General features: G+C 74.0%; 20 protein-coding genes. 12 read left to right on the forward strand and 8 right to left on the reverse strand.

All coding sequences use genetic code 11. The features are described 5' to 3' along the window. Window positions 1–9: 9 nt before the first annotated feature. Window positions 10–1,365, reverse strand: coding sequence for a glutamine synthetase family protein (locus tag ACF061_RS21205; RefSeq protein ID WP_392268467.1), 1,356 nt, complete (start codon window positions 1,363–1,365; stop codon window positions 10–12). Window positions 1,366–1,697: 332 nt separating this feature from the next. Between ACF061_RS21205 and ACF061_RS21210 the strand changes: the two genes are divergently transcribed. The 9 genes from ACF061_RS21210 to ACF061_RS21250 all read left to right on the forward strand — a co-directional run bounded on the left by ACF061_RS21210 (window position 1,698) and on the right by ACF061_RS21250 (window position 10,549). Next, a complete protein-coding gene (locus tag ACF061_RS21210) occupies window positions 1,698–1,886 on the forward strand; it encodes a ferredoxin (protein WP_392268468.1) in 189 nt (62 codons plus the stop codon). Window positions 1,887–1,889: 3 nt separating this feature from the next. Beyond that, window positions 1,890–3,098 carry an NAD(P)/FAD-dependent oxidoreductase gene (locus ACF061_RS21215; protein ID WP_392268469.1) on the forward strand — a complete coding sequence of 403 codons (1,209 nt, stop codon included), beginning with the start codon at window positions 1,890–1,892 and terminating at the stop codon, window positions 3,096–3,098. Between the two features lie 12 nt (window positions 3,099–3,110). Beyond that, entirely contained in the window at window positions 3,111–3,917 is an 807-nt protein-coding gene (locus ACF061_RS21220) for an acetoacetate decarboxylase family protein (protein WP_392268470.1), read from the forward strand. A 37-nt stretch (window positions 3,918–3,954) separates the two neighbouring features. Then, window positions 3,955–5,433, forward strand: coding sequence for an aldehyde dehydrogenase (locus tag ACF061_RS21225; protein WP_392268471.1), 1,479 nt, complete (start codon window positions 3,955–3,957; stop codon window positions 5,431–5,433). After that, window positions 5,426–6,379, forward strand: coding sequence for a 3,4-dihydroxyphenylacetate 2,3-dioxygenase (locus ACF061_RS21230; protein ID WP_392268472.1), 954 nt, complete (start codon window positions 5,426–5,428; stop codon window positions 6,377–6,379). The genes ACF061_RS21225 and ACF061_RS21230 overlap by 8 nt, the downstream gene beginning before the upstream one ends. Window positions 6,380–6,393: 14 nt before the next feature. Next, window positions 6,394–7,239: a fumarylacetoacetate hydrolase family protein gene (locus ACF061_RS21235; protein ID WP_392268473.1), complete on the forward strand. Its 846-nt coding sequence runs from the start codon at window positions 6,394–6,396 to the stop codon at window positions 7,237–7,239. A gap of 28 nt (window positions 7,240–7,267) precedes the next feature. Continuing rightward, window positions 7,268–7,945: a TetR/AcrR family transcriptional regulator gene (locus ACF061_RS21240; protein WP_392268474.1), complete on the forward strand. Its 678-nt coding sequence runs from the start codon at window positions 7,268–7,270 to the stop codon at window positions 7,943–7,945. Between the two features lie 391 nt (window positions 7,946–8,336). Further along, a complete protein-coding gene (locus ACF061_RS21245) occupies window positions 8,337–9,821 on the forward strand; it encodes an aldehyde dehydrogenase (protein WP_392268475.1) in 1,485 nt (494 codons plus the stop codon). After that, on the forward strand, window positions 9,818–10,549 hold the full coding sequence (locus ACF061_RS21250) for a gamma-glutamyl-gamma-aminobutyrate hydrolase family protein (RefSeq protein WP_392268476.1): 732 nt from the start codon (window positions 9,818–9,820) through the stop codon (window positions 10,547–10,549). Before ACF061_RS21245 ends, ACF061_RS21250 begins: the two co-directional genes overlap by 4 nt. Window positions 10,550–10,747: 198 nt before the next feature. Here ACF061_RS21250 and ACF061_RS21255 read toward each other — a convergent pair whose 3' ends face one another. The 7 genes from ACF061_RS21255 to ACF061_RS21285 form a co-directional block, all read right to left on the reverse strand. Next, window positions 10,748–11,320 (reverse strand): MarR family winged helix-turn-helix transcriptional regulator, encoded by a 573-nt coding sequence (locus ACF061_RS21255; protein ID WP_392268477.1) that lies wholly within the window; start codon window positions 11,318–11,320, stop codon window positions 10,748–10,750. Window positions 11,321–11,646: 326 nt separating this feature from the next. Continuing rightward, the gene (locus ACF061_RS21260) at window positions 11,647–13,356 is read right to left on the reverse strand and encodes an amidohydrolase (protein WP_392268478.1); all 1,710 of its coding nucleotides are present in this window, start codon (window positions 13,354–13,356) and stop codon (window positions 11,647–11,649) included. Between the two features lie 297 nt (window positions 13,357–13,653). After that, complete coding sequence (locus tag ACF061_RS21265) at window positions 13,654–14,634, reverse strand: alpha/beta hydrolase (protein WP_392268479.1); 981 nt, start codon at window positions 14,632–14,634, stop codon at window positions 13,654–13,656. Window positions 14,635–14,684: 50 nt separating this feature from the next. After that, on the reverse strand, window positions 14,685–15,755 hold the full coding sequence (locus tag ACF061_RS21270) for a phosphotriesterase (protein WP_392268480.1): 1,071 nt from the start codon (window positions 15,753–15,755) through the stop codon (window positions 14,685–14,687). Continuing rightward, window positions 15,752–16,870: a phosphotriesterase gene (locus ACF061_RS21275; RefSeq protein WP_392268481.1), complete on the reverse strand. Its 1,119-nt coding sequence runs from the start codon at window positions 16,868–16,870 to the stop codon at window positions 15,752–15,754. Before ACF061_RS21275 ends, ACF061_RS21270 begins: the two co-directional genes overlap by 4 nt. Before the next feature lie 207 nt (window positions 16,871–17,077). Continuing rightward, window positions 17,078–17,761, reverse strand: coding sequence for a GntR family transcriptional regulator (locus ACF061_RS21280; RefSeq protein ID WP_392268482.1), 684 nt, complete (start codon window positions 17,759–17,761; stop codon window positions 17,078–17,080). Window positions 17,762–17,873: 112 nt separating this feature from the next. Beyond that, window positions 17,874–18,632 (reverse strand): alpha/beta fold hydrolase, encoded by a 759-nt coding sequence (locus tag ACF061_RS21285; RefSeq protein ID WP_392268483.1) that lies wholly within the window; start codon window positions 18,630–18,632, stop codon window positions 17,874–17,876. Between the two features lie 236 nt (window positions 18,633–18,868). Here ACF061_RS21285 and ACF061_RS21290 point away from each other — a divergent pair, with 236 nt between their 5' ends. The 3 genes from ACF061_RS21290 (at window position 18,869) to hpaE (ending at window position 23,248) form a co-directional block, all read left to right on the forward strand. Next, window positions 18,869–20,305 (forward strand): fumarylacetoacetate hydrolase family protein, encoded by a 1,437-nt coding sequence (locus ACF061_RS21290; protein WP_392268484.1) that lies wholly within the window; start codon window positions 18,869–18,871, stop codon window positions 20,303–20,305. Between the two features lie 330 nt (window positions 20,306–20,635). Next, entirely contained in the window at window positions 20,636–21,556 is a 921-nt protein-coding gene (dapA, locus tag ACF061_RS21295) for a 4-hydroxy-tetrahydrodipicolinate synthase (protein WP_392268485.1), read from the forward strand. A gap of 192 nt (window positions 21,557–21,748) precedes the next feature. Next, on the forward strand, window positions 21,749–23,248 hold the full coding sequence (hpaE, locus tag ACF061_RS21300) for a 5-carboxymethyl-2-hydroxymuconate semialdehyde dehydrogenase (protein ID WP_392268486.1): 1,500 nt from the start codon (window positions 21,749–21,751) through the stop codon (window positions 23,246–23,248). Window positions 23,249–23,251: the final 3 nt, after the last annotated feature.

The following is a 23,251-nucleotide window of genomic DNA, read 5'->3' on the forward strand; positions in this document are numbered from 1 at the left end:
TCCTCGGCGTCACAGGTGGTAGGCGTACTCGGTGAACTCCCAGTCGGTGACGTGCCGGTGGAAGCGGGCGACCTCGTCGCGCTTGTAGATGAGGTAGGAGGCGGTGAACTCCTTGCCGAGCACCTCGGTCAGTGCCGTGTCCGCCTCCAGGGCGTCGAGGGCGGCGGGCAGGGTCATCGGCAGCACCGCGGCCTTCGCGGGGTCGTAGCCGTACCCCTCCAGCGGGGCGGGCGGTTCCTCGCCGGCCAGGACGCCCAGCAGGGCCGCCGCGAGCGTACCGGCGATCAGCAGGTAGGGGTTGGCGCTCGCGTCGCCCAGGCGCAGCTCGAAGCGGGAGCCGGAGCCGCGCTCGGGCGGGACGCGGACCATGGCGCTGCGGTTGTCCAGGCCCCAGTCGATCAGCCAGGGCGCGAGGCTGTGCGGGCCGAAGCGTTTGTAGGAGTTGACGGTGGGGTTGGCCAGCGCGGCGAGCGCGGGGGCATGGGCGAGGACGCCGGCCACCGCGTGGCGCGCGGTGGCGGACAGGCCGTGGGGCGCGGCGGGGTCGGCGAAGGCGTTGCCGCCCTCGTCGTCCTCGCAGGACAGGTGGAGGTGGAATCCGGAGCCGCCGGCGCCGTTGAACGGCTTGGCCATGAAGGTGGCCAGCCGGCCCTCCTTGCGGGCCAGTTCCTTGACCGCCGCCTTGAAGCGGAAGGCGCGGTCCGCGGCCTGAAGGGCTTCGGCGTGGGTCAGGTTGATCTCGAACTGGGAGCCGTCGTACTCGTGGTTGCCGCTGCTGACGCCGATGTCCAGGTCGCGCAGCAGCCGCAGGGTGCGCAGCAGGTGGTTGTCGCCGTCCGCGCGCAGACCGGCGGTGTAGACGACGCCGTCGGCGTCGCTGTAGCGGCGCCAGCCGGTGGGCCGGTCGGGGGCCGCGTCGCACAGGAAGTACTCCAGCTCCGGGCCCACCACCGGGCGCAGGCCGTGCTCACGGCACCGGCCGACGACGGTCCGCAGCAGGTCGCGGGGGGACTCGGGCGCGGGCAGTCCGGTGGCCGGGTCGGTGACGTCGCCCAGGCAGGAGGCGACTCCGGGCTCCCACGGCAGCGCGGTCAGGGTGTCGAGGTCGGGGGTGACGCGGATGTCGGGCAGTCCGGCGTCCAGGCCGCCGGGGACCGGGACGGTGTCGCCCTGGGGGGTGGTGTGGTAGACGGCGCGGCAGAAGGCGAGCCCGTGCTCGCAGGCGGCGGGCAGGTGGTCGAGCAGGACGTCCCGGGCCCGTTCGGTGCCGATGAGGTCGGGATAGGTCACCCGGACCACGTCGATGCCCTCGGCGGCCAGCCGTTCGACGTGGTGGCGGACGGGCGGGGTGTCGGATGCGCTCACCGGTGTCTCCTCTGGGGAAGGGGGCGCTCCCAGGGCGCGGGGCGCTGGGGGAGAGGGGAGGCGGGCCGGCCTCGGACCGCGGGACGCGGGAGGCAGGCACTTGTTTGGTGCCAAACGGTAAGGGCGGTCGCCGCTCTCCACAAGGGGGCTGCCGCAGAAACTTATCCATCCGGATAGCTATTGACCAGGGGTGCGCCGCTCCCTATCTTGTTTGAAGCCAAACGAGTTCGGGATCGGTGTCCCCCCGTGTCCCTTTGGCCGGGGCCCGGCCCCCAGCGGTCCGGGCCCCTTCTTCCCTCTCCGACGCCCCCTCAGCACCAGGAGGACCGGCCATGAAGGTCGTCGTCGACATGAACAGGTGCCAGGACCACGGCCAGTGCGTCTTCGCCGCCCCCGACGTCTTCCGCTTCGACGACGCCGGACGCCTCGCCCACGTCCCCGACCCCGACGACGCGCTGCGCGACGAGGTCGAGGAGGCCGCCGACCTCTGCCCGCTCCAGGCCATCCGGATCGAGGACTGAGCCGTGGACGCGACCGTCGTCGTGGCCGGCGCCTCCATGGCGGGCCTGCGCGCCGCCGAACAACTGCGCGCGGTCGGCTGGACGGGGCCGATCACCCTGGTCGGGGACGAACCCCACATGCCCTACAACCGGCCCCCGCTCTCCAAGGGGGTCCTGGCCGGCCGGGCCGCCTTCGAGTCGCTCGCCCTGCGGCCCCGCGCCTCCGTCTCCGACGTGCGGTGGCGGCTGGGCAGGCGCGTCGTGGGCGCCGACCTGGACCGGCGCGCCGTCGCGCTCGACAACGGCGAGACCCTCCCCTACGACGGGCTCGTCGTCGCCACCGGAATGCGCCCCCGCCGGCTGGGCTGCCCCGGCCCCGTCACCGGACGGCACACCGTCCGCACGCTCGCCGACGCCCGGGGGCTGCGCGAGGCCCTGACCCGGCCGAACGCGCGGGTGGTCGTGGTGGGAGCCGGCTTCATCGGCTGCGAGGTCGCCGCCACCGCCGTGGCCCTCGGCGCCGCAGAGGTCACCGTGGCCGACCCGATGCCGCTGCCCATGGCCGGACCGCTCGGCGAACTGCTCGCGACGGCACTGCTGAGGCGCCACCAGCGGCGGGGCGTCCGGTTCGCCCTCGGCTCCGCGGTGACCGCCTTCACGGGGCAGGACCGGGTGGACGGCGTCGTCCTGGCCGACGGCACGGTCCTCGACGCCGACGTCGTGGTGGAGTCGGTCGGTTCCGTCGCCAACACCGAATGGCTCGACGGCAACGGCCTCGACCTGACCGACGGCGTGCTCACCGACGAGCACCTGCGGGCCGGCGGCCGCCCCGAGGTGGTGGCCGTGGGCGACGTCGCCCGCTTCCCCAACGCCCGCTACGACCGCGTACCGCGCCGCGTCGAGCACTGGTCCATCCCCACCGACACCGCCAGGCACGCCGCCCGGGTGCTCGCCGCCCATCTCACCGGCACCGGGGCCGGCCTCGCGCCGTTCGCGCCGCTGCCGACCTTCTGGAGCGACCAGCACGACTTCCGCATCCAGTCCTTCGGCGCACCCGCGCTCGGCACCGGGGACGTACGCGTCCTGGACGGCGACCCCGACGGGGACCTCCTGGCCGGGTACCACACCGGCGGCCGCCTGGTCGGCGTCGTCGCCCTCGGCGGACCGGCGGCCGCCGCTGCCGCCGCCCGCCACCGCACCGAGCTGCTGAAGCCGCCCGCCCTCACCGCGTAAGGAACCCCTGCCATGACCACCGTCCGCGGATTCCTCCACCCCAGGACGGCGACGGGCGCCTCGTCGCTGATCCCCTCGCCGCCCTGGCGCTACTCCGGCGACCTGCTGACCGTCGAGTACCGCACCGACCCGGACCGGGTGCGCGAACTGCTGCCCGAACCGCTGGAACTCGCCGACGAGGACCCCGGCGCGGTCGCGCTGATCTGGGCCGACTGGCAGTCCTGCGCCGCCTCGGGACAGGAACTGCTCGACCCGGTCCTCGCCCAGTACAAGGAGGCGTTCGCCGTCGTCCGCTGCGCCTACCGGGGGCGGACCTACAGCCGCTGCGTCTTCATCTGGGTCGACAAGGACTTCGCCGTCGCCCGGGGACTGCACCAGGGCTACCCCAAGAAGCTCGGCTCCATCCACCAGACCCGCCCGCACCCCTACGGACCCGCCCCCCGCATCGAGGCCGGCGCCCGCTTCGGCGCCACCCTCGCCGCCGCCGACCGGCGCCTGGCCCAGGCCGTCGTCACCCTGCGCGAACCCGCTGGGACGAACGGCTTCGTCAACGCCCACCCGATGGCCCACCACCGCCGGCTGCCCGCCATCGAGAAGGGGAAGGGCCCCAGCCTGGACGAGCTGGTCGAGTCCGGCGCCGCCTCCTTCGAGGGCGGACAGCCCTGGGTGGGCGACGCCGACCTGGAGCTGTTCGCCTCGCCCACCGAGGAACTGGCCCGGCTGGAGATCCGCGAGCCGATCGCCGCGTACTACCGGCAGGTCGGAGTCGTGTGGGACGGCGGCCGGCTGCTGGAGTCGAACACCTCCGGCGCCCAGTGACCGCACCGCCCCGACCGACCACCAGGAGCCCGAGGACATGAGCGAACACCACATCACCGTCGCCCAAGTCGAGGTCGACACCCGGCACTTCATCGGCGGCGAACGCGTCGCCTCCACCGAGACCTTCACCGACGTCTCACCCATCGACGGCAGCGTCCTGGGGGAGATCTCCCGCGGCACCGCGATGGAGGCCGCGGCGGCCGTCGCCGCCGCCAAGGCCGCCTTCCCCCGGTGGGCCGCCACGCCGCGCGCCGAACGCGCCCGCCTGCTGCACGCCATCGCCGACGGCGTCGAGAAGCGCATCGAGGAGCTCGCCCTCGTCGAGACCACCGACAACGGCGCCCTGCTGCGCTCCCACCGCCGCGGCGTCATGCCCCGCGTCGCCCACAACTTCCGCTTCTTCGCCGACCACCTGCTGGAGCTCGACCACGAGGACTTCACCACCCGCGGCCACACCAACCACGTGAGCTGGGACCCGGCCGGCCCGTGCGTGCTGATCACCCCGTGGAACGCCCCGCTGATGCTGGCCACCTGGAAGGTAGCCCCGGCCCTGGCCGCCGGCGACACGGTGGTCCTGAAGCCCGCCGAGTGGACCCCGCTCACCGCCTCCCTGCTCGCCGACATCGCCGCCGAGGCCGGCCTGCCCGCCGGTGTCCTCAACGTCGTCCAGGGTTACGGCCCGGAGATCGGGGAGCCCCTCACCTCGCACCCGGACGTGCGCCGCATCAGCTTCACCGGATCCGTGCCCACCGCCCGGCACATCGCCGCGTCCGCCGCCGCCAACCTCACCCCGCTCAGCCTCGAACTCGGCGGCAAGTCGCCCCTGCTGGTCTTCGCCGACGCCGACCTGGACCTCGCCGTGGACCTCGCCGTCGAGCAGTACGACAACGCCGGACAGGTGTGCCTCGCCGCGACCCGCATCCTGGTGGAGGAGCCGGTCGCCGAGGAGTTCACCCGCCGCTTCACCGAGAAGGCGTCCCGGTTGATCCAGGGCGACCCGAGGGAGGAGTCCACCGACATCGGCCCCAACATCCACCCCCGGCAACTGGAGCGCATCGACGGCTTCGTACGGCGGGCGCTCGCGGCCGGCGCCCGCGCGGTGCTAGGCGGACACCGCGGAGAGGGGCAGTACTACGCGCCGACGCTCCTCACCGATGTGCGGCAGGACTCCGAGATCGTCCAGGAGGAGGTCTTCGGCCCGGTCCTGACCCTCCAGACCTTCACCGGTGAGGAGGAGGCCGTCCGGCTGGCCAACGGCACCCGCTTCGGCCTGGCCGCCACCGTCGCCACCGGCGACGCCGAGCGCGCCCGACGGGTCACCGCGCGACTGGTCGCGGGCACCGTCTGGGTCAACTGCTTCTTCGTCCGCGACCTCAGGGCGCCCTTCGGCGGCTCCCGCCACTCCGGCGTCGGCCGGGAGGGCGGCGACTGGAGCTTCGACTTCTACTGCGACGTGAAGAACACCGTCACCGCCCCGAACGGGTTCGGCGGGAAGGGGAGCGGGATCCATGGGTGAGATCGTCGGGGCGGGACTCCTCGCCCACGTCCCCACCATCGTGCTGCCCGAGGAGACCCGGCGGGAGCTCAACGACGGCAAGGAGGTCACCCTCGTCACCGGCCTGCGGCAACTGCGCGCGGAGGTCTTCGAGCGCGACGACTACGACACCGTGGTCGTCCTGGACTCCCACTGGGCCACCACCGTCGAGTTCGTCGTCACCGCGCAGTCCCGCCGGGCCGGCCTGTTCACCTCCGAGGAACTGCCGCGCGGCATGTGCCGCATGCCCTACGACTTCCCCGGCGACCCCGAACTCGCCCGCAACATCGCCTCGTCCGCCGACCGGCACGGCACCTGGATCACCGCGATCGACGACGACTACCTGCCGATCTACTACGCCACCGTCAACCTGTGGAAGTACCTCGGCGAGGGCCTGCCCGGCAAACGCTGGGTCACCATCGGCGTCTGCCAGACCGGCGACATGGAGGACCACCTGCGCCTGGGCCGCGCCCTGGCCGACGGCATCGCCGCCACGCCCGGCCGCCGGGTGCTGCTGATCGCCTCCGGCGCCCTGTCGCACACCTTCTGGCCGCTGCGCGAACTGCGCGACCACGAGGCGAGCGACCCGGCGCACATCTTCACCCCCGAGGCCCGCCGGGCCGACCAGGAGCGCATCGCCTGGTTCAAGGAGGGCCGGCACGACAAGGTCCTCGACACCATGGACGAGTTCTGGAAGTACCGGCCCGAGGCCAGGTTCTTCCACTACCTGATGATGGCCGGCGCCCTCGGCGAGCGGGCCTGCGCCGCGCGGGGCCGCCAGTACGGCGAGTACGAGAACTCCATCGGCACCGGCCAGGTCCTGCTGTGGTTCGACCGCCCCGCCGGCGGGTGGGCCGGCGCCGGCCTGCCCGGTCCGGCCGCCGCCCACCGTTCCCACCACCCCCACGACGTCCGCAGCCGAGCCTAGAAAGGCCCCCCGCCATGCCCGAGTACCGCCGTGTCCTCCTCGACGGCGCAGCAGTGCAGGCCGTCCGCGACGGCGACGAGCTGGTCGCCGGAGACGGGCGCCGCGTCAGGATCGAGGACGCGACCCACCTCCCGCCGGTCGTCCCGTCCAAGGTGATCGCCGTCCACCTCAACCACCGCAGCCGGGTCGAGGAGTTCCGGATCGGCCTGCCGGACACCCCCACCTACTTCCACAAGCCCACCTCGGCGCTGAACAGCCACCGGGGCGCGATCGTCCGGCCCGAGGGCTGCAAGTGGCTCAACTACGAGGGGGAGGTCGCCATCGTCGTGGGCAGGACCGCGCGCAACATCTCCCCGGCCGAGGCGGGGCAGTACATCGCCGGCTACACCGTGGCCAACGACTACGGTCTGCACGACTTCCGCGACACCGACGCCGGGTCCATGCTCCGCGTCAAGGGCTCCGACACCCTGTGCCCGCTCGGTCCCGGCCTGGTCACCGACTGGGACTTCCACGGCAAGCGGCTGCGCACCTACGTCAACGGGCGGGTGGTGCAGGACGGTTCGACCGACGAGATGACGTGGGACATGCACTACCTGGTCGCCGACATCGCCCGCACCATCACCCTGTACCCCGGCGACGTCCTGCTGTCCGGCACCCCCGCCAACTCCCGTCCGGTGCGGCCGGGCGACGTCGTCGAGGTGGAGGTCGAGGGCCTCGGCCGGCTCACCAACCACATCGTCGACGGCCCCACCGCCGTCCGCTCCGACGTCGGCGCCCAGCCGACCGAGTCCGAGGAGGTCCTGTCCACCGCGCTCGGCGGCGACTGGGAGTTCCGTGGCATCAGGCCGCCGCGGCGCTGAGCGGAGCGCCACCGGTAGGGTCGGCGGCATGACCGACCCCGTGGAGCCCGCCGCCGAGCGCCGCGGCCGCAAGCGCGTGACGCACTACGGGACGGGGCGGGTCGCCCTGCTGGACGCCGCCGTCCGCGTGGTCGCCCGGGGCGGCCTGCGCAACCTGACCTACCGGGCCGTCGCCGAGGAGGCCGGCGTCACCCACGGGCTCGTGGTGCACCACTTCGGCTCCCGCGACGCACTCATCGAGGAGGCCGTCGACCACGCCATCCGCGCCTCGCTCGGCACCAGCGCGCTCAACACCGGCACCGGCAGGGCGCGGGACTTCGCAGCCGGCCTGGGGAGCATGGTGGAGTCCGGGCCGGACCTCCAGGCCTTCCAGTACGAACTGCTGCTGGAGGCGAGGCGCAGGCCGGAACTGCTGCCGCACCTGCGCACCCTCTACGACGAGTACTTCGACTCCGCACGGCGCGATCTGTCCGCGATCCTCTCCCGGCCGGTCGACCGGGGGCTGACCTGGCTGGTCTTCGCCGCGCTGGAAGGGCTCGTGCTGCACCAGCTCGTCTTCGGCGAACGCGAGGTGACCGAAGAGGCGTTGGCCCAGCTCCGGGTGCTGCTGGCGGAGTCGGCCGGGGACGACGGGGACGGCGCGGACGGCGGGGGTGCCGGGAACGGTGGCGGCCCCGAGGACGGCGAGGGCCCGGCCAGGGGCTGAGCCGGTCGACGCCGAGCCGGTGGGCGCGGGACGTCCCGGCCGCCCGGCGGGCCCGTTCGCCGGGGTGCTTCCTCCGTCCGCCCGAGTGGTTCGCGGCCATCCGAGTGGTTCCCGTCCGCCCGCGCGGTTCTCGTTCGCCGCGCGGTCCTCGGCCGCCCGCGCGGCCCCCGCCCGCCCGGGCCCCCGGGGCTGCCGACGGCCGGTCGCCGCGGCCCCCGCCCGCGCGGCCCCCGCCCGCCGGGCCCCGGGCGACCGGTCGCCGCGGCCCCCGCTCACCGCGGCGCGAGGATCCGCCGGGGCTCCGGCACCCCGCTCCGCACCCCCTTGTCCGACGCATGGCTCCGTCCGCCCCCCTGAACAGCCCGAACCACCAACGAAACGAGGATTCACGGTGGAAGTCACCCACGACGACTGGATCCGCCGGGCCAAGACGCTGCGGCTGCCCGGCGCGCACCTCATCGGCGGTCGCGAACACGGTGGCGGCGGCGCCTTCGCCGTCGTCTCCCCGAGGGACGGCCAGGTGCTGGCCGAGGTGGCCGACGCGGGCGCGGCGGAGGTCGACCTGGCCGTCGCGGCGGCCCGCCGGGCCTTCGACAGCGGCCCCTGGCCGCGCCTCGCGCCCGCCGAACGCGGCCGGATCCTGCTGCGCCTCGCCGACCTGATCGAGGACCGGCGGGCGGACCTCGCCCTCACCGTGAGCCTGGAGATGGGCAAGCCGATCAGCGACGCCCACGACATCGAACTGCGCGCCCTGATCGGCACCTTCCGCTGGTACGGGCAACTGGCCGACAAGCTCACCGACGAGTCCCCGCACACCGCGCCCGACGCCCTGGCCCTCGTCACCCGCGAACCGGCGGGCGTCGTGGGCGCGGTCGTGCCGTGGAACTTCCCCCTGACGCTCGCGGGCTGGAAGGTCGCCCCGGCGCTCGCCGCCGGCTGCACGGTCGTGCTCAAGCCCTCGGAGAACTCGCCGCTGTCCGCGCTGCTGCTCGCCGGGATCGCGGTCGAGGCGGGCCTGCCGCCCGGCGTCCTCAACGTCGTCAACGGCGACGGACCGGTGGCCGGACGGGCCCTCGGCCTGCACCCCGGCGTCGACGTCCTCGCCTTCACCGGCTCCACCGCCGTCGGCCGCCACTTCCTGCGCTACGCCGCCGACTCCAACCTCAAGCGGGTCTGGCTCGAACTGGGCGGCAAGTCCCCCAACATCGTCCTGCCCGACGCCCCCGACCTGGAGCGGGCCGCCGCCACCGCGGCCTGGGGCATCTTCTTCAACCAGGGCGAGATGTGCACCGCGCCCTCCCGGCTGCTGGTGCACTCCTCCATCGCCGAGCGCGTCACCGAGGCGGTCGTCGAACGGGCCCGCGCCCTGCGCGTCGGGGACCCCCTCGACCCGGCCACCGAGATGGGCGCACTGGTCGGACCGGACCACCTGGAGCGGGTGCTCGGCCACATCCGGGCCGGCGTCGACGCCGGCGCCCGGCTGCGCACCGGGGGAGAACGCGCCCTGCCGGACACCCGGGGCGCTTACCTCCAGCCCACCGTCTTCGACCGGGTGAGCCCGGACAGCGCGCTGGCCCGCGAGGAGATCTTCGGCCCGGTGCTGTCCGTCCTCGCCTTCGACGACCTCGACGAGGCGGTGGCCCTCGCCAACGCCACCGAGTACGGACTCGCCGCCGGCCTGTGGACCTCCGACCTGTCCACCGCCCACAAGGTCTCCCGCGCCCTGAGGGCCGGCACGGTCTGGGTGAACTGCTACGAGGAGGGCGACCTCACGGTGCCCTTCGGGGGCATGAAGCAGTCGGGCAACGGACGGGACAAGTCCGTCCACGCCCTGGAGAAGTACACCGAACTCAAGACCACCTGGATCCAGCTGTGACCCGCGTCCCGCGCCCCCTCATCGGCGTCCCTGCCCGCTTCTCCGCCTCCGCCTCCGCCCTGCGCCACGCGGCCGAGGTCAACGCCCGGGCCCTGGTCGAAGCCGTCTGGCGGGCGGGCGGCGAGCCCGTCACCATCCACCCGTACGCCCCCGGCGGCGCCTGCGACCCGGACCTGACCGCCGCCCGGCTGGCCCGCTTCGACGGCGTCCTGCTGCCCGGCGGCGGCGACCTGGCGCCCCACCGCTACGGGGCCGGCGAGGCGCACGAGACCGTCTACGACGTGGACGACGAGCAGGACGCCTTCGACCTGGAGGCGGCCCGGCAGGCACTCGCGCTGCGGCTGCCGCTGCTGGCCGTGTGCCGGGGACTGCAAGTCGTCAACACCGCCCTGGGCGGGACACTGCACCAGGACATGGGCGGGCCGGGCCGCGACCACCGGCACGTGCGGCACCCGGTGTCCCTCGCCCCCGGATCCGCCGTCGCCGCCGTCACCGGGGCCGACAAGGTCGAGGCGTCCTGCTACCACCACCAGCACGTCGACCGGCTGGGGGACGGACTCGTCGCCACTGCCCGGGCCGCCGACGGCACGATCGAGGCGGTGGAGGCGGCGGGAGCCGGCGGCTGGTTCGTCGCCGTGCAGTGGCATCCGGAGGACACGGCACACCAGGACCCGGCCCAGCAGCGCCTGTTCGACGCGCTGGTTAGGGCCGCGCACGACAACCGCTGAGGCCGGTCCGGGCACGGCGGCTCCTGCCGGTCGTCGGCCCGGGCCCACGACCGCCGCGTGCCGCAGGGCGTGGGTCCGGGTCGCGCGCGACAGTCACGTGCCCTCGGTCGTCGGTCCGGGCCGCGGCGCGATGGTTCGGGTGCCGTGTGGCGGGTGTGGCGGTGTGGCCGGTGCAGCGGGTGCGGAAGGAGCCGGTGTTCAGCCCTTGGCGCGCCGGCCGCCGCGCCGCGGCTCGAGGTCGGCACCGGCCAGCAGCGACCGGCGGCGGTCCTCGCCGTGCTGCTCCACCTGGAGGACCACGCGCCGCAACCCGTCCGCGAGGTCGCGGCACTCCGCGGCGGTCAACTGCGAGGTCACGAAGGCCTCTTCCTCGTTGAAGGCGGGGAAGACGCGCCGCATGAACTCCTCGCCCTCCTCCGTGAGGCACAGCAGCACGAGCCGCCCGTCGGTGGGGTGGCCGGCGCGGCGCAGCAGCCCGCGCGACTCCAGGGTGCGGGAGACGCCGGTGAGCGTGCCCTTGGAGATGCCCGCCTCCTCGGCGACGTGCCGGGTCTCCGACTCGCCCCAGACCCACACCACCCACAGCACGACGAAGGCGGTCCAGGTCAGGTTCGAGCCGCGGAGCACAGAGTTCTCCAGGTGGTGCCGCACGGTGGAGGCGGCCCGGTAGATGTTGGCCACGGCCACCATCTGCTCCCGCTGGACGCGGATGCCGCCCAGCTTGGCCTCCGCGAGCTTCTCAGCTTCGGTGATGGATCGCTGGCCGGGCAAGCGTGCTCCCTGAGTCTGCTGGACAGCACCGGACGGCCCGTCGGTCCGCCCGGTCGTTCGGGAACGCATTGTACGGGCGCGGCCGGCGCGGGGCCCGGGGGGCCGCCGTGATCCCTGCTCCCCGGCGGCGGCCCGCACCCGGGCGGCCCGGAGGACGGGCGCCCCGGCGGACGGTCGGTCCGGCGGACGGTCGGTCCGGAGGAGGGGAGGTCCGGAGGACGGGAGGTCCGGAGGAGGGGAGGTCCGGAGGAGGGGAGGTCCGGAGGAGGGGAGGTCCGGCGGACGGGAGGTCCGGAGGAGGGGCGGTGGCGCGGCCGCGCCCTCGGTCACCGCGGGTCCGTGTCGCGTTCGTACACGATCCGCCCGTCGAAGACGGTGAGGTCGATGTCGAGTCCGGGGATGTCGTGCGGGTCGGTGGCGCGCAGGTCGCCGCCGAGGACGCACAGGTCGGCGACCTTCCCCGGTTCGACGGTGCCCTTCCAGGACTCGGCGAAATCCTGCCTGGCGGCGTTGACCGTGTAGGCGCGCAGCGCCGTCTCCAGCGAGACGCGTTGCCCGGGACCGCTCACGCGGCCGGTCGCCTTGGACTCGCGCAGCAGCATGGCGGCGACGCCCTGACGCCAGTTGGGGGCCGTGATGGGGGCGTCGGAGCTGGCGCAGACGGCGATCCCCGCCTCCGCGGCGGAACGCACCGGCCACTGGTAGTCCGACCGCTCGCTGCCGACGATGTCGTCCATCAGATCGGCGATGGTCCACTTGATGGCCGGGTTCATGTTGACGCCGTATCCGTGCGCGGCCAGTCTGGCCAGGCTCCGCGGGGAGGCGAAGTCGCCGTGGATGATGTAGTGCCGGGCGTCGGGGCGTGGATGCGCCCGGTCGGCGGCGATGAAGGCGTCCACCACGGCGTCGATCGCCCGGTCGCCCGTGACGTGCACCCCGAGCTGGTGGCCGGCCGCGTGGGCGACTCTGATCATCTCGGCGAGTTCGGCCTGTTGCAGGGCGGCGTCGGCGCCGTGCACGCACAGTCCGCCGTGGCCGCCGCCCGGGTACGGCTCGTGCATCCAGGCGGTCTCGTTGGGCGGCACCCCGTCGGCGAACACCTTGACCCCGATGACGGCCAGGCGTTCGGCGTCCACGTCGTCCGGTACGCGGAGTCCGGCCAGGCCGCTGGTGACGTCGGCCGCCGAGCCGCCCATCGGCGCGGGCAGCAGCAGCACCCGTACGCGGGCCGCCAGCCGGTCCGAGCGGGCCAGTTCGACGTACGCGTGGAGCGTCGCGGTGTCGAGGCCGCCGCCGAGGATCTGGGCGCCGCCCGGGCCGAGCCCCGGCTCGGTGTAGCTCGTGATGCCCTCGGCGTGCAGCGCCGCCACGGCCGAACGGATCGCCGTCATGCGGTCCGCCACGGTCGCGGGCGGGATCAGCTCCTGCACGAGCGCCTGCGCCGTCTCCTTAAGGATGCCGGTGGGCTCCCCGGCGGCGTCGGTCTCGACGACCCCGCCAGCCGGCGGCTCGGTGCCGCGGGTGATCCCGGCGAGTTCGAGCGCCTTGGAGTTGACCCAGACCATGTGGCCGGAGAAGTCGGTCAGGCAGACCGGGTGGCCGGGGGCGGCGTCGTCCAGGTCGCGTCGGTGCGGGCGGCGGGCCGGGTCGGCCAGGCATTCGGCCAGGTAGCCGACGTCCCAGCCGAGACCGGTGATCCACTGACCGGGGGGAGTGGCGGCCGCGGCCCGCCGCACCGCCTCGGCTGTGTCGGCGATCGACCGCACCTGGGGATGACCGACGTCGAGCGCGAACGGCGGCCGGGTCAACGCCCATGCCGCGCCGTGCAGATGGGAGTCGTTGATGCCCGGCAGCACGGTCCGGCCGGCCAGGTCGACCACCCGGGTGCCCGGCCCGGCCAGTGCCTTGATCTCCGCGTCGCTTCCCACGGCGAGGATCCGGCCGGCCCGTACTGCCACCGCCTGGGCGACGGAGAAGGCGTCGTCGATGGTCAGCACGTCGCCGCCGGTGAGGATGAGGTCCGCTGTCTCCGGCATGGATGACCCTTCTGGCTGGTGAACGGAGGAAGGTGGGGGCGCGTACGCGCCCGGGCGGATCCGGGGCGCGCGCTCGCCGTGGGACACGGGGCGCCGCCGGGAGGGCTGGTGCTCGGCGGTGACGCGCTGCCGGGTGTGTCCGGCGGCCGCTCGGCGACCGTCCCGCGGGGCACGGGCGAGGTCTCCGCGCCCCCATATCGTTTGAACCCAAACCTTATGCTCGGGGGTGCGGACCGGCAAGGGGTTCCGGCCGGTTTGGCGCCGCCCGGTCAGGAGATGCCGGCCGCGCCAGGGCGGTCAGAGCTCCAGCACGCGCCTGAGCCACGACAGGCGTGCCGCCAGGGCGGCCCGGGTCACCTCGTGGTCGGGGGCGAAGACGTCGAAGCCATGGAACGCCCCCTGCCAGATGTGCAGCTCGGCCTGGCCTCCGGCGGCCCAGACGGCGGAGGCGTAGGCCACGTCCTCGTCGCGGAACAGCTCGGCGCTGCCCGCCTCGACGAAGGCGGGGGGAAGGCCCGACAGGTCGCCGGCCCGGGCGGGCGCGGCGTAGACCGGCACCTCGGCCGCGGGGTCGCCCGCCCGATCGCCGAGCAGCGCCCGCCAGCCGAGCAGGTTCATCGCCCGCTGCCAGGTGCCCAGACCGTCGTACTGATGGCTGGAGACGGTGGTGTTGCGGTCGTCGAGCATCGGGCACAGCAGCAACTGCCCGGCCAGCGGCGGGCCGCCACGGTCGCGGGCCAGCAGGGCCACTCCGGCCGACAGACCGCCTCCGGCGCTGCCGCCCATGACGACGACGCGCCGGGGATCGACGCCGAGTTCCGCGGCGTGCTCCGACATCCACCGCAGGCCGGCGTAGCAGTCCTCGACCGGGGCCGGGTCGGGGTGCTCGGGGGCGAGACGGTACTCGACGTTGACGGCGACGACGCCGAGTTCCTCGACGAGGTCGGCCAGGCGGGCGGTGTCCTGGTGGCGGTGTCCGCTGACCATGCCGCCGCCGTGGATGTTGTAGAGCCCCGGGACCGGACCGGCCGGGCGCCTCGGACGCAGCACGGTGACGTCCAGGTCCGGGGCGCCCTCGGGGCCGGGAACCGTGCGTTCCTCGGCGTCGATCTCCCGCGCGCCGATGACTTCGGAGACCGACGGCGTGGGCATGAGCGAGGCGGAGGCGCGCATCGCCTCGACGGTCGCCGGAGACGGCGGCGCGGCCTCCTGCCCCTGGGACATGGCCTGGAGCACCCCGTTCAGAGCGGGGTCGAAGGGAACGGGGGTGACGGGCATCGGTTTCTCCCTGGGTGCGTGAGCGCGTCGGTGCGGACGGGCGGTCCGGGTCACCGCGGCGGGGCGAAGGCGAGCGCTCGCGCCGGATTCTCGACCATGATCGTGCGGATGGCCTCCTCGCTCACCCCGAGGCGGCGCAGGGCGGGCAGGAAGTACCGGGGGATGTAGTCGTACCCCTTGCCGCCGTACCTCTTGAGCTGGATCTTCTGGCACACGTCGTGACCGAGCAGGATCTGCTCCGCGTATCCGCGTTCGACCAGCTCGGCGATGCCCCGGGCGACCTTGTGGTCGCTGGTGAGGAACAGGTGCCCCCAGGGGCTCCCGGGCGAGGCCAGGAAGTCGAACTCCACGAAGACGCCGCGCTTCAGGACGCGTTCGCCGAACACCGGGTCCGCGAGGACCTCCGTGCCGTGCCCCAGCACGATGTTGTCCGGCGCGACGCCCTCCTCCTCCAGGATGCCGAGCACCCGGAACTTCTCCTCGCCGACGCCGCCGACGTGGAAGGTGACGGGGGCGCCCGTCAGCCTGCTCGCGCGTCCGCTCGCGCGCACGCTCTTCAGCTCGTTCGCGGTCAACGGCACGGACTCCGCGCCGACCTCGCCGATGACGCCCGAACGGATGCCGGTGCCGTCGGCGCCGACCGCTATGTCCCGCACGATGAGGTCGGTCAGCTCGTCGACGCCGCGTCCGTCCATGTCCGCCGGGTGGAAGGCCGGGGTGTACCAGCCGCCGCCCATGACGATGTGCAGCCCGCTCGCCCGGGACAGCCGCAGCAGCGAGAGGGGGTCCCGGCCCAGGCCGACGGGGGAGACCTCGACCATCGCGCCGCCGCCGCTGTGCGCGAAGGCCAGCACCTCCGCCAGCATCTCGTCGAAGTCGCCCATCAGGTCGTTGTCGGCGTTGGGCCGCCCGTGCCGGGTGTGTGCGAGGGTGGCGAGGGTGAGCGGTTCGGCGGCCTCCGGCGCGTCCTCGCCGGGGCGGTGGAACCTCGGGGAGCGCCGCAGGTCGACGAAGACGTGCTCGTGCATGAGGGTCGGTCCGAGCACCGACGGGTCCACGGGGCCCGCGACGGTGAGCGCCCGGCCGGCGAGGTCCGGGATCTCGAAGGGGTAGCGGGTCACGACTCTGCCCTCGCGGTCGGAATGGTGAGGAGTCTTCGGGGGTTTCGCACCGTGACCGTCTCGACGAGCGCCTCGTCGGCTCCGAGCATCCTCAGGTACGGGACGAACTGGGTGAGGACGAAGCCGTATCCGCCGCCGCCGTAGGCGAGCAGTTGGGACTTGGCGGAGACGTCCTGGGACAGCAGGATCCGCTCGGCACGGCCCCGGCGGGCGAGCTCGAGCACGGCCGCGGCGACGTCCTGGTCGTCGCAGACGCTGAGCACCGAGGGGAGCCGGCCGAGCTGGTCGAACTGCACGAACACCCCGCGTTCCAGGAGCGGTTCGAGGTCGTCGGGGTCCGGGGCGAGCGCGTCGCAGTGCCCGACGGCGACACGTGTGAGGTCCGCGCCCTCCTCGGCGACCAGATCGAGTACACGCTGCTGGGTGTCGGGGTCGGCGCAGCGGTCGAGGGAGAGGGGAGCGCCCGTGGCCGCCGACGCGCGTGCCGCCGCGACCAGGACGGCGCGCTCGGCGGGCTCGCGCGGATCGAGCGCCGCCGACGCTCCGACGATCCCCGCGCGCACCCCGTCCACGCCATCGGTCAGGTCCCGGACGATCTCCTCGGTGAGGCGCCCGGTGTCGGGGCGGGCCGGTCCGCCGGACCAGGCCGGGTGGTAACACCCGCTGCCCATCACGATGTTGAGGCCGGTCGCCTCGGCGATCCGGCGCAGGCCGGCGGGCCTGCGGGCCAGCGGGGCGGTGGTGACGTCCACCAGGGTGCCGCCGCCGGCGCGCCGGAACGCGGCGGCCTCGGCGGCGGCCAGTTCCTCGTCGTCGAGCAGCCAGTCGTCCCGGTTGGGCGCGCCCATGCCGATCTCGCCGAGCAGGTCCATGGTGAGCGGCGCCCGGTAGAGCCGGAGCCGGGCGGCGGAGGTGGGGCGGGCGCGCCCGGTGGCCGCCCAGGACTCGGCCGTGTCGTGGGGCGGGGCGAGATCGCTCAGCAGGTGCTCGCGGGGAAGTACCGGGCCGAGGGCGTCCGGCGCGATCTCGCCGGTGACGGTGACGACCGTCTCCCGTGAGGCCCGCGCGGCGGTCGGCGCGGGTGCCGCTGTGGCGGCCGGGTCGGTGGTGGACATGGCATCAACGTAACAGATGAGATCAGTTATCGTATATGATTCCGCGCGAAAAATTCGTCCCGCCGGCACGGTGTTCGCGGTGCGGCGGGACGAAGGTGTGCGGGACGAAGGCCCGAAGGTGCGGGGCGGAGGGCGAGGGGCGGGGCCGGGCGCCGGTGGCGCGTCGGGGTGCGACGCGCCACCGGCCGCGGGGTGCGGGACCCGCGCTCAGCCGGTCCGCGGCGCGCCGTGCGCCTGGTGCAGCGCGTCGGCGGTGGCGATCTTGTGGGCGCAGGCGACCTGTTCGATCTCCTGGGTCGTCGCGCCCGTCTCGATCAGCTCCAGCATCCGCTCGTGCTCCGTGACCGACCGCCGGGCCCGGCCGGGGACGTAGGTGAACGTCGAGCGGCGCATGTGGTCCAGCCGGGCCCACTCCGCCTCCAGCAGCGAGACCAGGTGCCGGTCCGGGCAGTGCTCGTAGATGGAGAAGTGGAACTCCCGGTTGAGCGCGGTGAACGACGCGGGGTCGAAGTCCTCCAGCGCCTTGGTCATCCGGGCGTTGATCTTCCGGGAGCGCTCGATGTGCCCCGCCGTCATGTGCGGCGCGCAGATCGCGGTCGCGTACCCCTCGAGCCGGGCCAGGACCTGGAGCGAGTGCTCCACCTGGGCGGCGTCGAAGACCGCCACCCGCGCGCCGATGTTGCGCACGACCTCGACGAGTCCGTCGGACTGGAGCCTGCGCAGGGCTTCGCGCAGCGGGATCGTGCTGACCCCGGTCTCCCGCGCGAGCTGGCTGAGGACCAGCCGGTACCCCGGCCCGTAGGTGCCGTCGAGGATGCGCGAGCGCAGCAGCTCGTAACTGACCTCGGCCTTCGACCCCTTGGCCCGGGCCTGCTTCTGCGTGGCAGTCATCGGTGTCCCCTTGTCCTGATCCGGCCTGCCGTGGTGCGGCCCCGGAACTGTACGCGGTGGGCGGTCGCCGGCGCATCGGGGCCGGCCCCAGCCCGCATGGTCCCGCTCGCGGTCACCGGGCGAGGGCCTCGAGGACCGTGCGCCGGAACTCCGGGCCGGTCAGGGCGTCGTGGTGGCCGCCGGGAACCGTGGTCAGCTCCGCTCCGCCGACAAGATCGACGATACGCTCGATGCCCCGGACCATCACGTCGTCCTCGCCGACGACGAAGACCGGCGGTGTCGCACCGGCCCAGCCCCGCGGGGCGAACGGGGTGCTGCGCAGCCCCTCGACGCACAGTGCCAGACCGGCCGCCCGGTCGCCGTGGGCGCGCACCAGGCCGGCGATCGCCGAGGTGAACGGATCGGCGGGCTCGGTGCCGTCGGCGACCGCGCGGCGCAGCGCCTCGACGTCCACCGCCTCGAACGGCTCGACGGGGCTGAGCCCGCCGAGGACGGCCCGGCGCAGCCGGCCGGGCGCAGCCTCGGGGAACTCCCACAGCAGCCTCGCGCCCAGGGAGTAGCCGACGGCGTCGAACGTCCCCCCGGCGCCCGCCTCGTCCAGCGCGGCGAGCAGGCCGGCGACCAGTGCCGGTGCGGCCGCCCCGGCCGCCGCCGACGGCGCCGGGCTGTCCCCGTGGCCGGGCAGGTCGGGCACGACCACCACCCGTCCGGCCTCGGTCAGCGCCCGCACGATTCCGGTCCCGACCCAGTCGCTGTCGCCGTCGGAGCCGAAGCCGTGCACGAGCAGCACGGGCGGTGCGCCGGCCGCCCCGCCGGGCGCGGGTGTGCCGGGAGTGAACGTACGGACGGCCAGAGCGGTTCTGCCTCGCATCGGGTGCGCACCCCTCACAGAGATTTCCGCCACCGCCTTCGCGGCGTCGGTTCCAGTGTCATTTTCCAGCTAGATCATGCATGATAGCGTATACGATTATTGAGGTCGGCCGTTCGGTCCGCCTCCGGTATCAGGAAAGGTCGTCGCCCGCGCCGGGTCTCCGGACACGCCGCGCCGACCGGCACCGCCCCTCCTCGACAAGCGCCTGACGTCGCTCTCGCCCCAGGAGAACTCCCATGCCGCACCCGCTGGGAACCCAGCCGTCGAAGATCATCGCCGTCCACCTCAACTACCCCTGCCGGGCGAAGGAGCGCGGTCGCGTCCCCGACCAGCCGTCCTACTTCCTCAAGCCCCCCTCCTCGCTGGCCGGCTCCGGCGACCCCCTCGTGCGCCCGAGCGGCTGCGAACTCATGTCCTTCGAGGGCGAGATCGCCCTCGTCGTCGGCCGCCGCGCCCACCGCGTCACCCCCGAGCGGGGCTGGAGCCACATCGCCTGGGTGACGGCGGCGAACGACGCCGGCGCCTACGACCTGCGGTACGCCGACCGCGGCTCCAACCTGCGCTCCAAGGGCGCCGACGGTTTCACCCCCCTCGGCCCCCGGCTGCTTGACGCCACCGAACTCGACCCGGCCGAGCTGCGGTTGCGCACCTGGGTCAACGGCGAGCTGGTCCAGGACGCCGACACCGGCACACTGCTCTTCCCGTTCGGGGCGCTGATCGCCGACCTCTCCCGGCTCCTCACGCTGGAGCCCGGCGACGTCGTCCTCACCGGAACCCCGGCCGGCGCCTCCGTGGTCTCGCCCGGCGACGTCGTGGAGGTGGAGGTCACCGGCGCCGGTGACCGGGTGTCCAGCGGCCGGCTGCGCAACGCGGTGACGGAGGCCGACCACGACCTCGCGCCCTGGGGCGCCATGCCCCGTGTCGACGCCGCCCTGCGCGCCGACGCCTGGGGCCCCGGCCACACCCCCGAGCCGGTACTCGACCGGGACCTCGCCGAGGCGCTGCGCGGCATCTCCACCGCCACCCTCAGCTCGCAGCTGCGCAAGCGCGGCCTCCAGCACATGACGATCGACGGGGTGCGCCCCACCCGCCCCGGCGACAAGCTGGTCGGAAGCGCGCACACCCTGCGCTACCTGCCGCTGCGCGAGGACCTGTTCAAGAAGTACGGCAACGGCATGAACGCCCAGAAGCGCGCCGTCGAGGAGCTGCGTCCCGGCCAGGTGCTCGTCATGGACGCCCGCCGCGACCCCACCTCCGGCACCATCGGCGACATCCTGGCGCTGCGGGCGAAGATGCGGGGCGCGGCCGGCATCGTCACCGACGGCGGCCTGCGCGACAGCGCCGCGGTCGCCGCCCTCGACCTGCCCACGTACTACGCCGCCGAGCACCCCGCCGTCCTCGGGCGCCGGCACGTCCCCTGGGACACCGGAGTCCCGGTGGCGTGCGGCGGAGCACTCGTCCAGCCCGGCGACATCCTCGTCGGCGACGCCGACGGCGTGGTCGTCGTCCCGCCGGACCTGGCCGAACAGCTCGTCGCCGACAGCACCGAGCAGGAACTGCAGGAGCGGTTCATCGCCGAACAGGTCGCGGCGGGCGAGCCCGTCGACGGCCTGTACCCGCTCGGCCCCGACTGGCGGGCCGCCTACCAGCGGTGGCGCGACACCCGCGGCTGACCCCGTGCCACACCCGTCCTGACCCCGTGTCGAACCCGTCCTGACCTCGCGCCACACCCGCCGCTACCCCCGCGCCGCGCCCCTCCCCGACCCCGCGCCACACCCCTCCCCGACCCCCGCGCGACACCTGGCCCCGACGGCACCCGGGGCCCGGCACCCGTCCCCGACGACGACCGCATGCGGCCACGACCGCGTGCGGCGCCCGCCCTGACCCCGTGCCACACCTGACACCGCCGACACTCCCCCCGACGGCGAACGCACCGCGGCCCCGACCGCGCCCGGCACCCGCCCCCGGCCACGCCCGCACCCATCCACGCAACGGAGCAGCTCATGAAGTTCCGCACCGACCCCGCCACCATCCGGGGTTCCATCGCCCCCGTCGTCACGCCGTTCACCGAGGACGGCGCGGTCGACCACGACAGCCTGCGGAACCTGGTCCGCTGGCAGCTGGAGTCCGGCTCGCACGGCATCTCGCTGGGCGGCTCGACCGGCGAGCCGTCCGCCCAGAGCACCGCCGAACGCATCGCCGCGATGCGGACCGCGGCGGACGAGATCGGCGACCGGGTGCCGTTCCTGCCCGGCACCGGCTCGCACAAGCTGGACGAAACCCTCGAGATCACCGCCGCCGCCCGGGAACTGGGCGCGGACGCCGCCCTGGTCATCACCCCGTACTACGCCCGGCCCACCCAGGAGGCCCTGTACCAGTGGTACGCCACGGTGGCCCGGGAGTTCCCCGACCTGCCGCTGGTCGCCTACAACGTGCCCTCCCGCACGGCGGTCGACATCGCGCCGGAGACCGTGCGGCGGCTGTTCACCGACTTCGACAACTTCGTCGGCGTCAAGGAGACCACCAAGGACTTCGAGCACTTCTCCAGGGTCCTGCACGCCTGCGGACGCGAGCTGCTGGTGTGGTCCGGGATCGAGCTGCTGTGCCTGCCGCTGCTCGCGCTCGGCGGGGCCGGCTTCGTCTCCGCGGTGGCCAACCTCGCGCCGACCGCGGTGGCGCGGATGTACGAACTCTGGGAGGCCGGCGAGTTCGAGGCCGCCCGGGACCTGCACTACCGGCTGCACCCCCTGGTCGACCTGCTGTTCGTCGAGACCAACCCGGCCCCCGCCAAGTGGGTGCTGCACCAGCAGGGCAGGATCGCCTCCGGGCACGTCCGCCCGCCGCTCACCCCGCCCACCGAAGCGGGCCTGGCCCGCATCCGCGCCCTGCTCGCCGAGGGCGGCGACCTCACCCAGCAGATCTGAGCCCAGCGGATCTGAGCCCAGCGGATCTGAGCCCAGCGGATCAGGGCCGCAGCGGATCCGGGCCGCCGGGCCCGGCAGGTCGGGAACCACCGGGCCCACCGGGCCCGGCCCGGCAGATCCCTGCCGACCGCAGCCGCACCCAGCACGTCCTCCGCACCCAGCACGTCCGACCCTCCGATCGGAAGAGATGCCATGACCACCGACACCACCGCCGCGCGCCCTGCCGGTCTGCCGGCCGAGATCCGCCACTGGATCGGCGGCGAGCTCACCGGCAGCGCCGACGGCCGCACGTTCCCCGTCTGCGACCCCGTCTCCAACACGCAGTACACCTCGGCAGCCGCCGGCGGGCCCGCCGACGTGGACCGCGCCGTCGCCGCGGCCACGGCGGCCTTCCCCGCCTGGTCCGCGCTCGGCAACCGCGAGCGGGCCCGCCTGCTGTACCGGATCGCCGACGCCGTGGAGGCGCGCGAGGAGCAGCTGGCCGCCTGGGAGACCTTCGACTCCGGTCTGCCCGTCACCCAGGCCAGGGGCCAGGCCAGACGGGCCGCCGAGAACTTCCGGTACTTCGCCGACGTCATCGTCGCCCTCGGCGAGGAGGCCTTCCGGGCCGGCGAGCAGCAGATCAACTACGTCGTCCGCACCCCGGTCGGCGTCGCGGGCCTGATCACCCCCTGGAACACCCCTTTCATGCTGGAGAGCTGGAAGCTGGCCCCGGCACTGGCGTCCGGCTGCACGCTCGTCCTCAAGCCCGCCGAGTGGACCCCGCTGTCCGCGAGCCTGTGGCCGGAGATCCTGGACGAGGCCGGCCTGCCCTCCGGGGTGGTCAACATCGTGCACGGCATCGGTGAGGAGGCCGGCCAGGCCCTGGTGGACCACCCCCAGGTGCCGCTGATCTCCTTCACCGGCTCCACCGACACCGGCCGGCACATCGTCCGCAGCTCCGCGACGCACCTGAAGACCGTCTCGATGGAGCTGGGCGGCAAGTCCCCGGTCGTGCTGTTCGCCGACGCCGACCTCGAAGCGGCGCTGGACTCCGTGGTCTTCGGTGTCTTCTCGCTGAACGGCGAACGCTGCACCGCCGGTTCCCGTGTGCTGGTGGAGCGCCCGGTGTACGAGGAGTTCACCCGCCGCCTGGCCGAGCGGGCAGAGAAGGTGAAGGTCGGCCTGCCCGCCGACCCGGCCACCGAGGTCGGCGCGCTGGTCCACCCCGAGCACTACGCACGTGTGCTGGAGTACGTGGAGATCGGACAGCGGGAGGCCAAGCTGGTGGCCGGCGGTGGCCGCCCCGCACACCTGCCGGAGGGCAACTACCTCCAGCCCGCCGTCTTCGCCGACGTCTCCCGGGACGCCCGCATCTTCCAGGAGGAGATCTTCGGGCCGGTGGTCGCCGTCGCACCCTTCGACGACGAGGCCGAGGCCGTCGAACTGGCCAACGCCACCCAGTACGGTCTCGCCGCCTACGTGTGGACGTCCGACCTCAAGCGCGGACACCGGATCGCGCACGCCGTCGAGTCCGGCATGGTCTGGATCAACTCGCACAACGTCCGCGACCTGCGCACCCCCTTCGGAGGTGTGAAGTCCTCCGGCCTGGGCCGTGAGGGCGGTGCGCATAGTATCGACTTCTACACCGAGTCGAAGATCGTCCACGTGATGCTCGGCGAGGTGCACACACCCCGCTTCGGCGCGTCCTGACCG

It is taken from the genome of Streptomyces sp. NPDC015220, assembly GCF_043079345.1.
Taxonomy (GTDB): Bacteria; Actinomycetota; Actinomycetes; order Streptomycetales; family Streptomycetaceae; genus Streptomyces.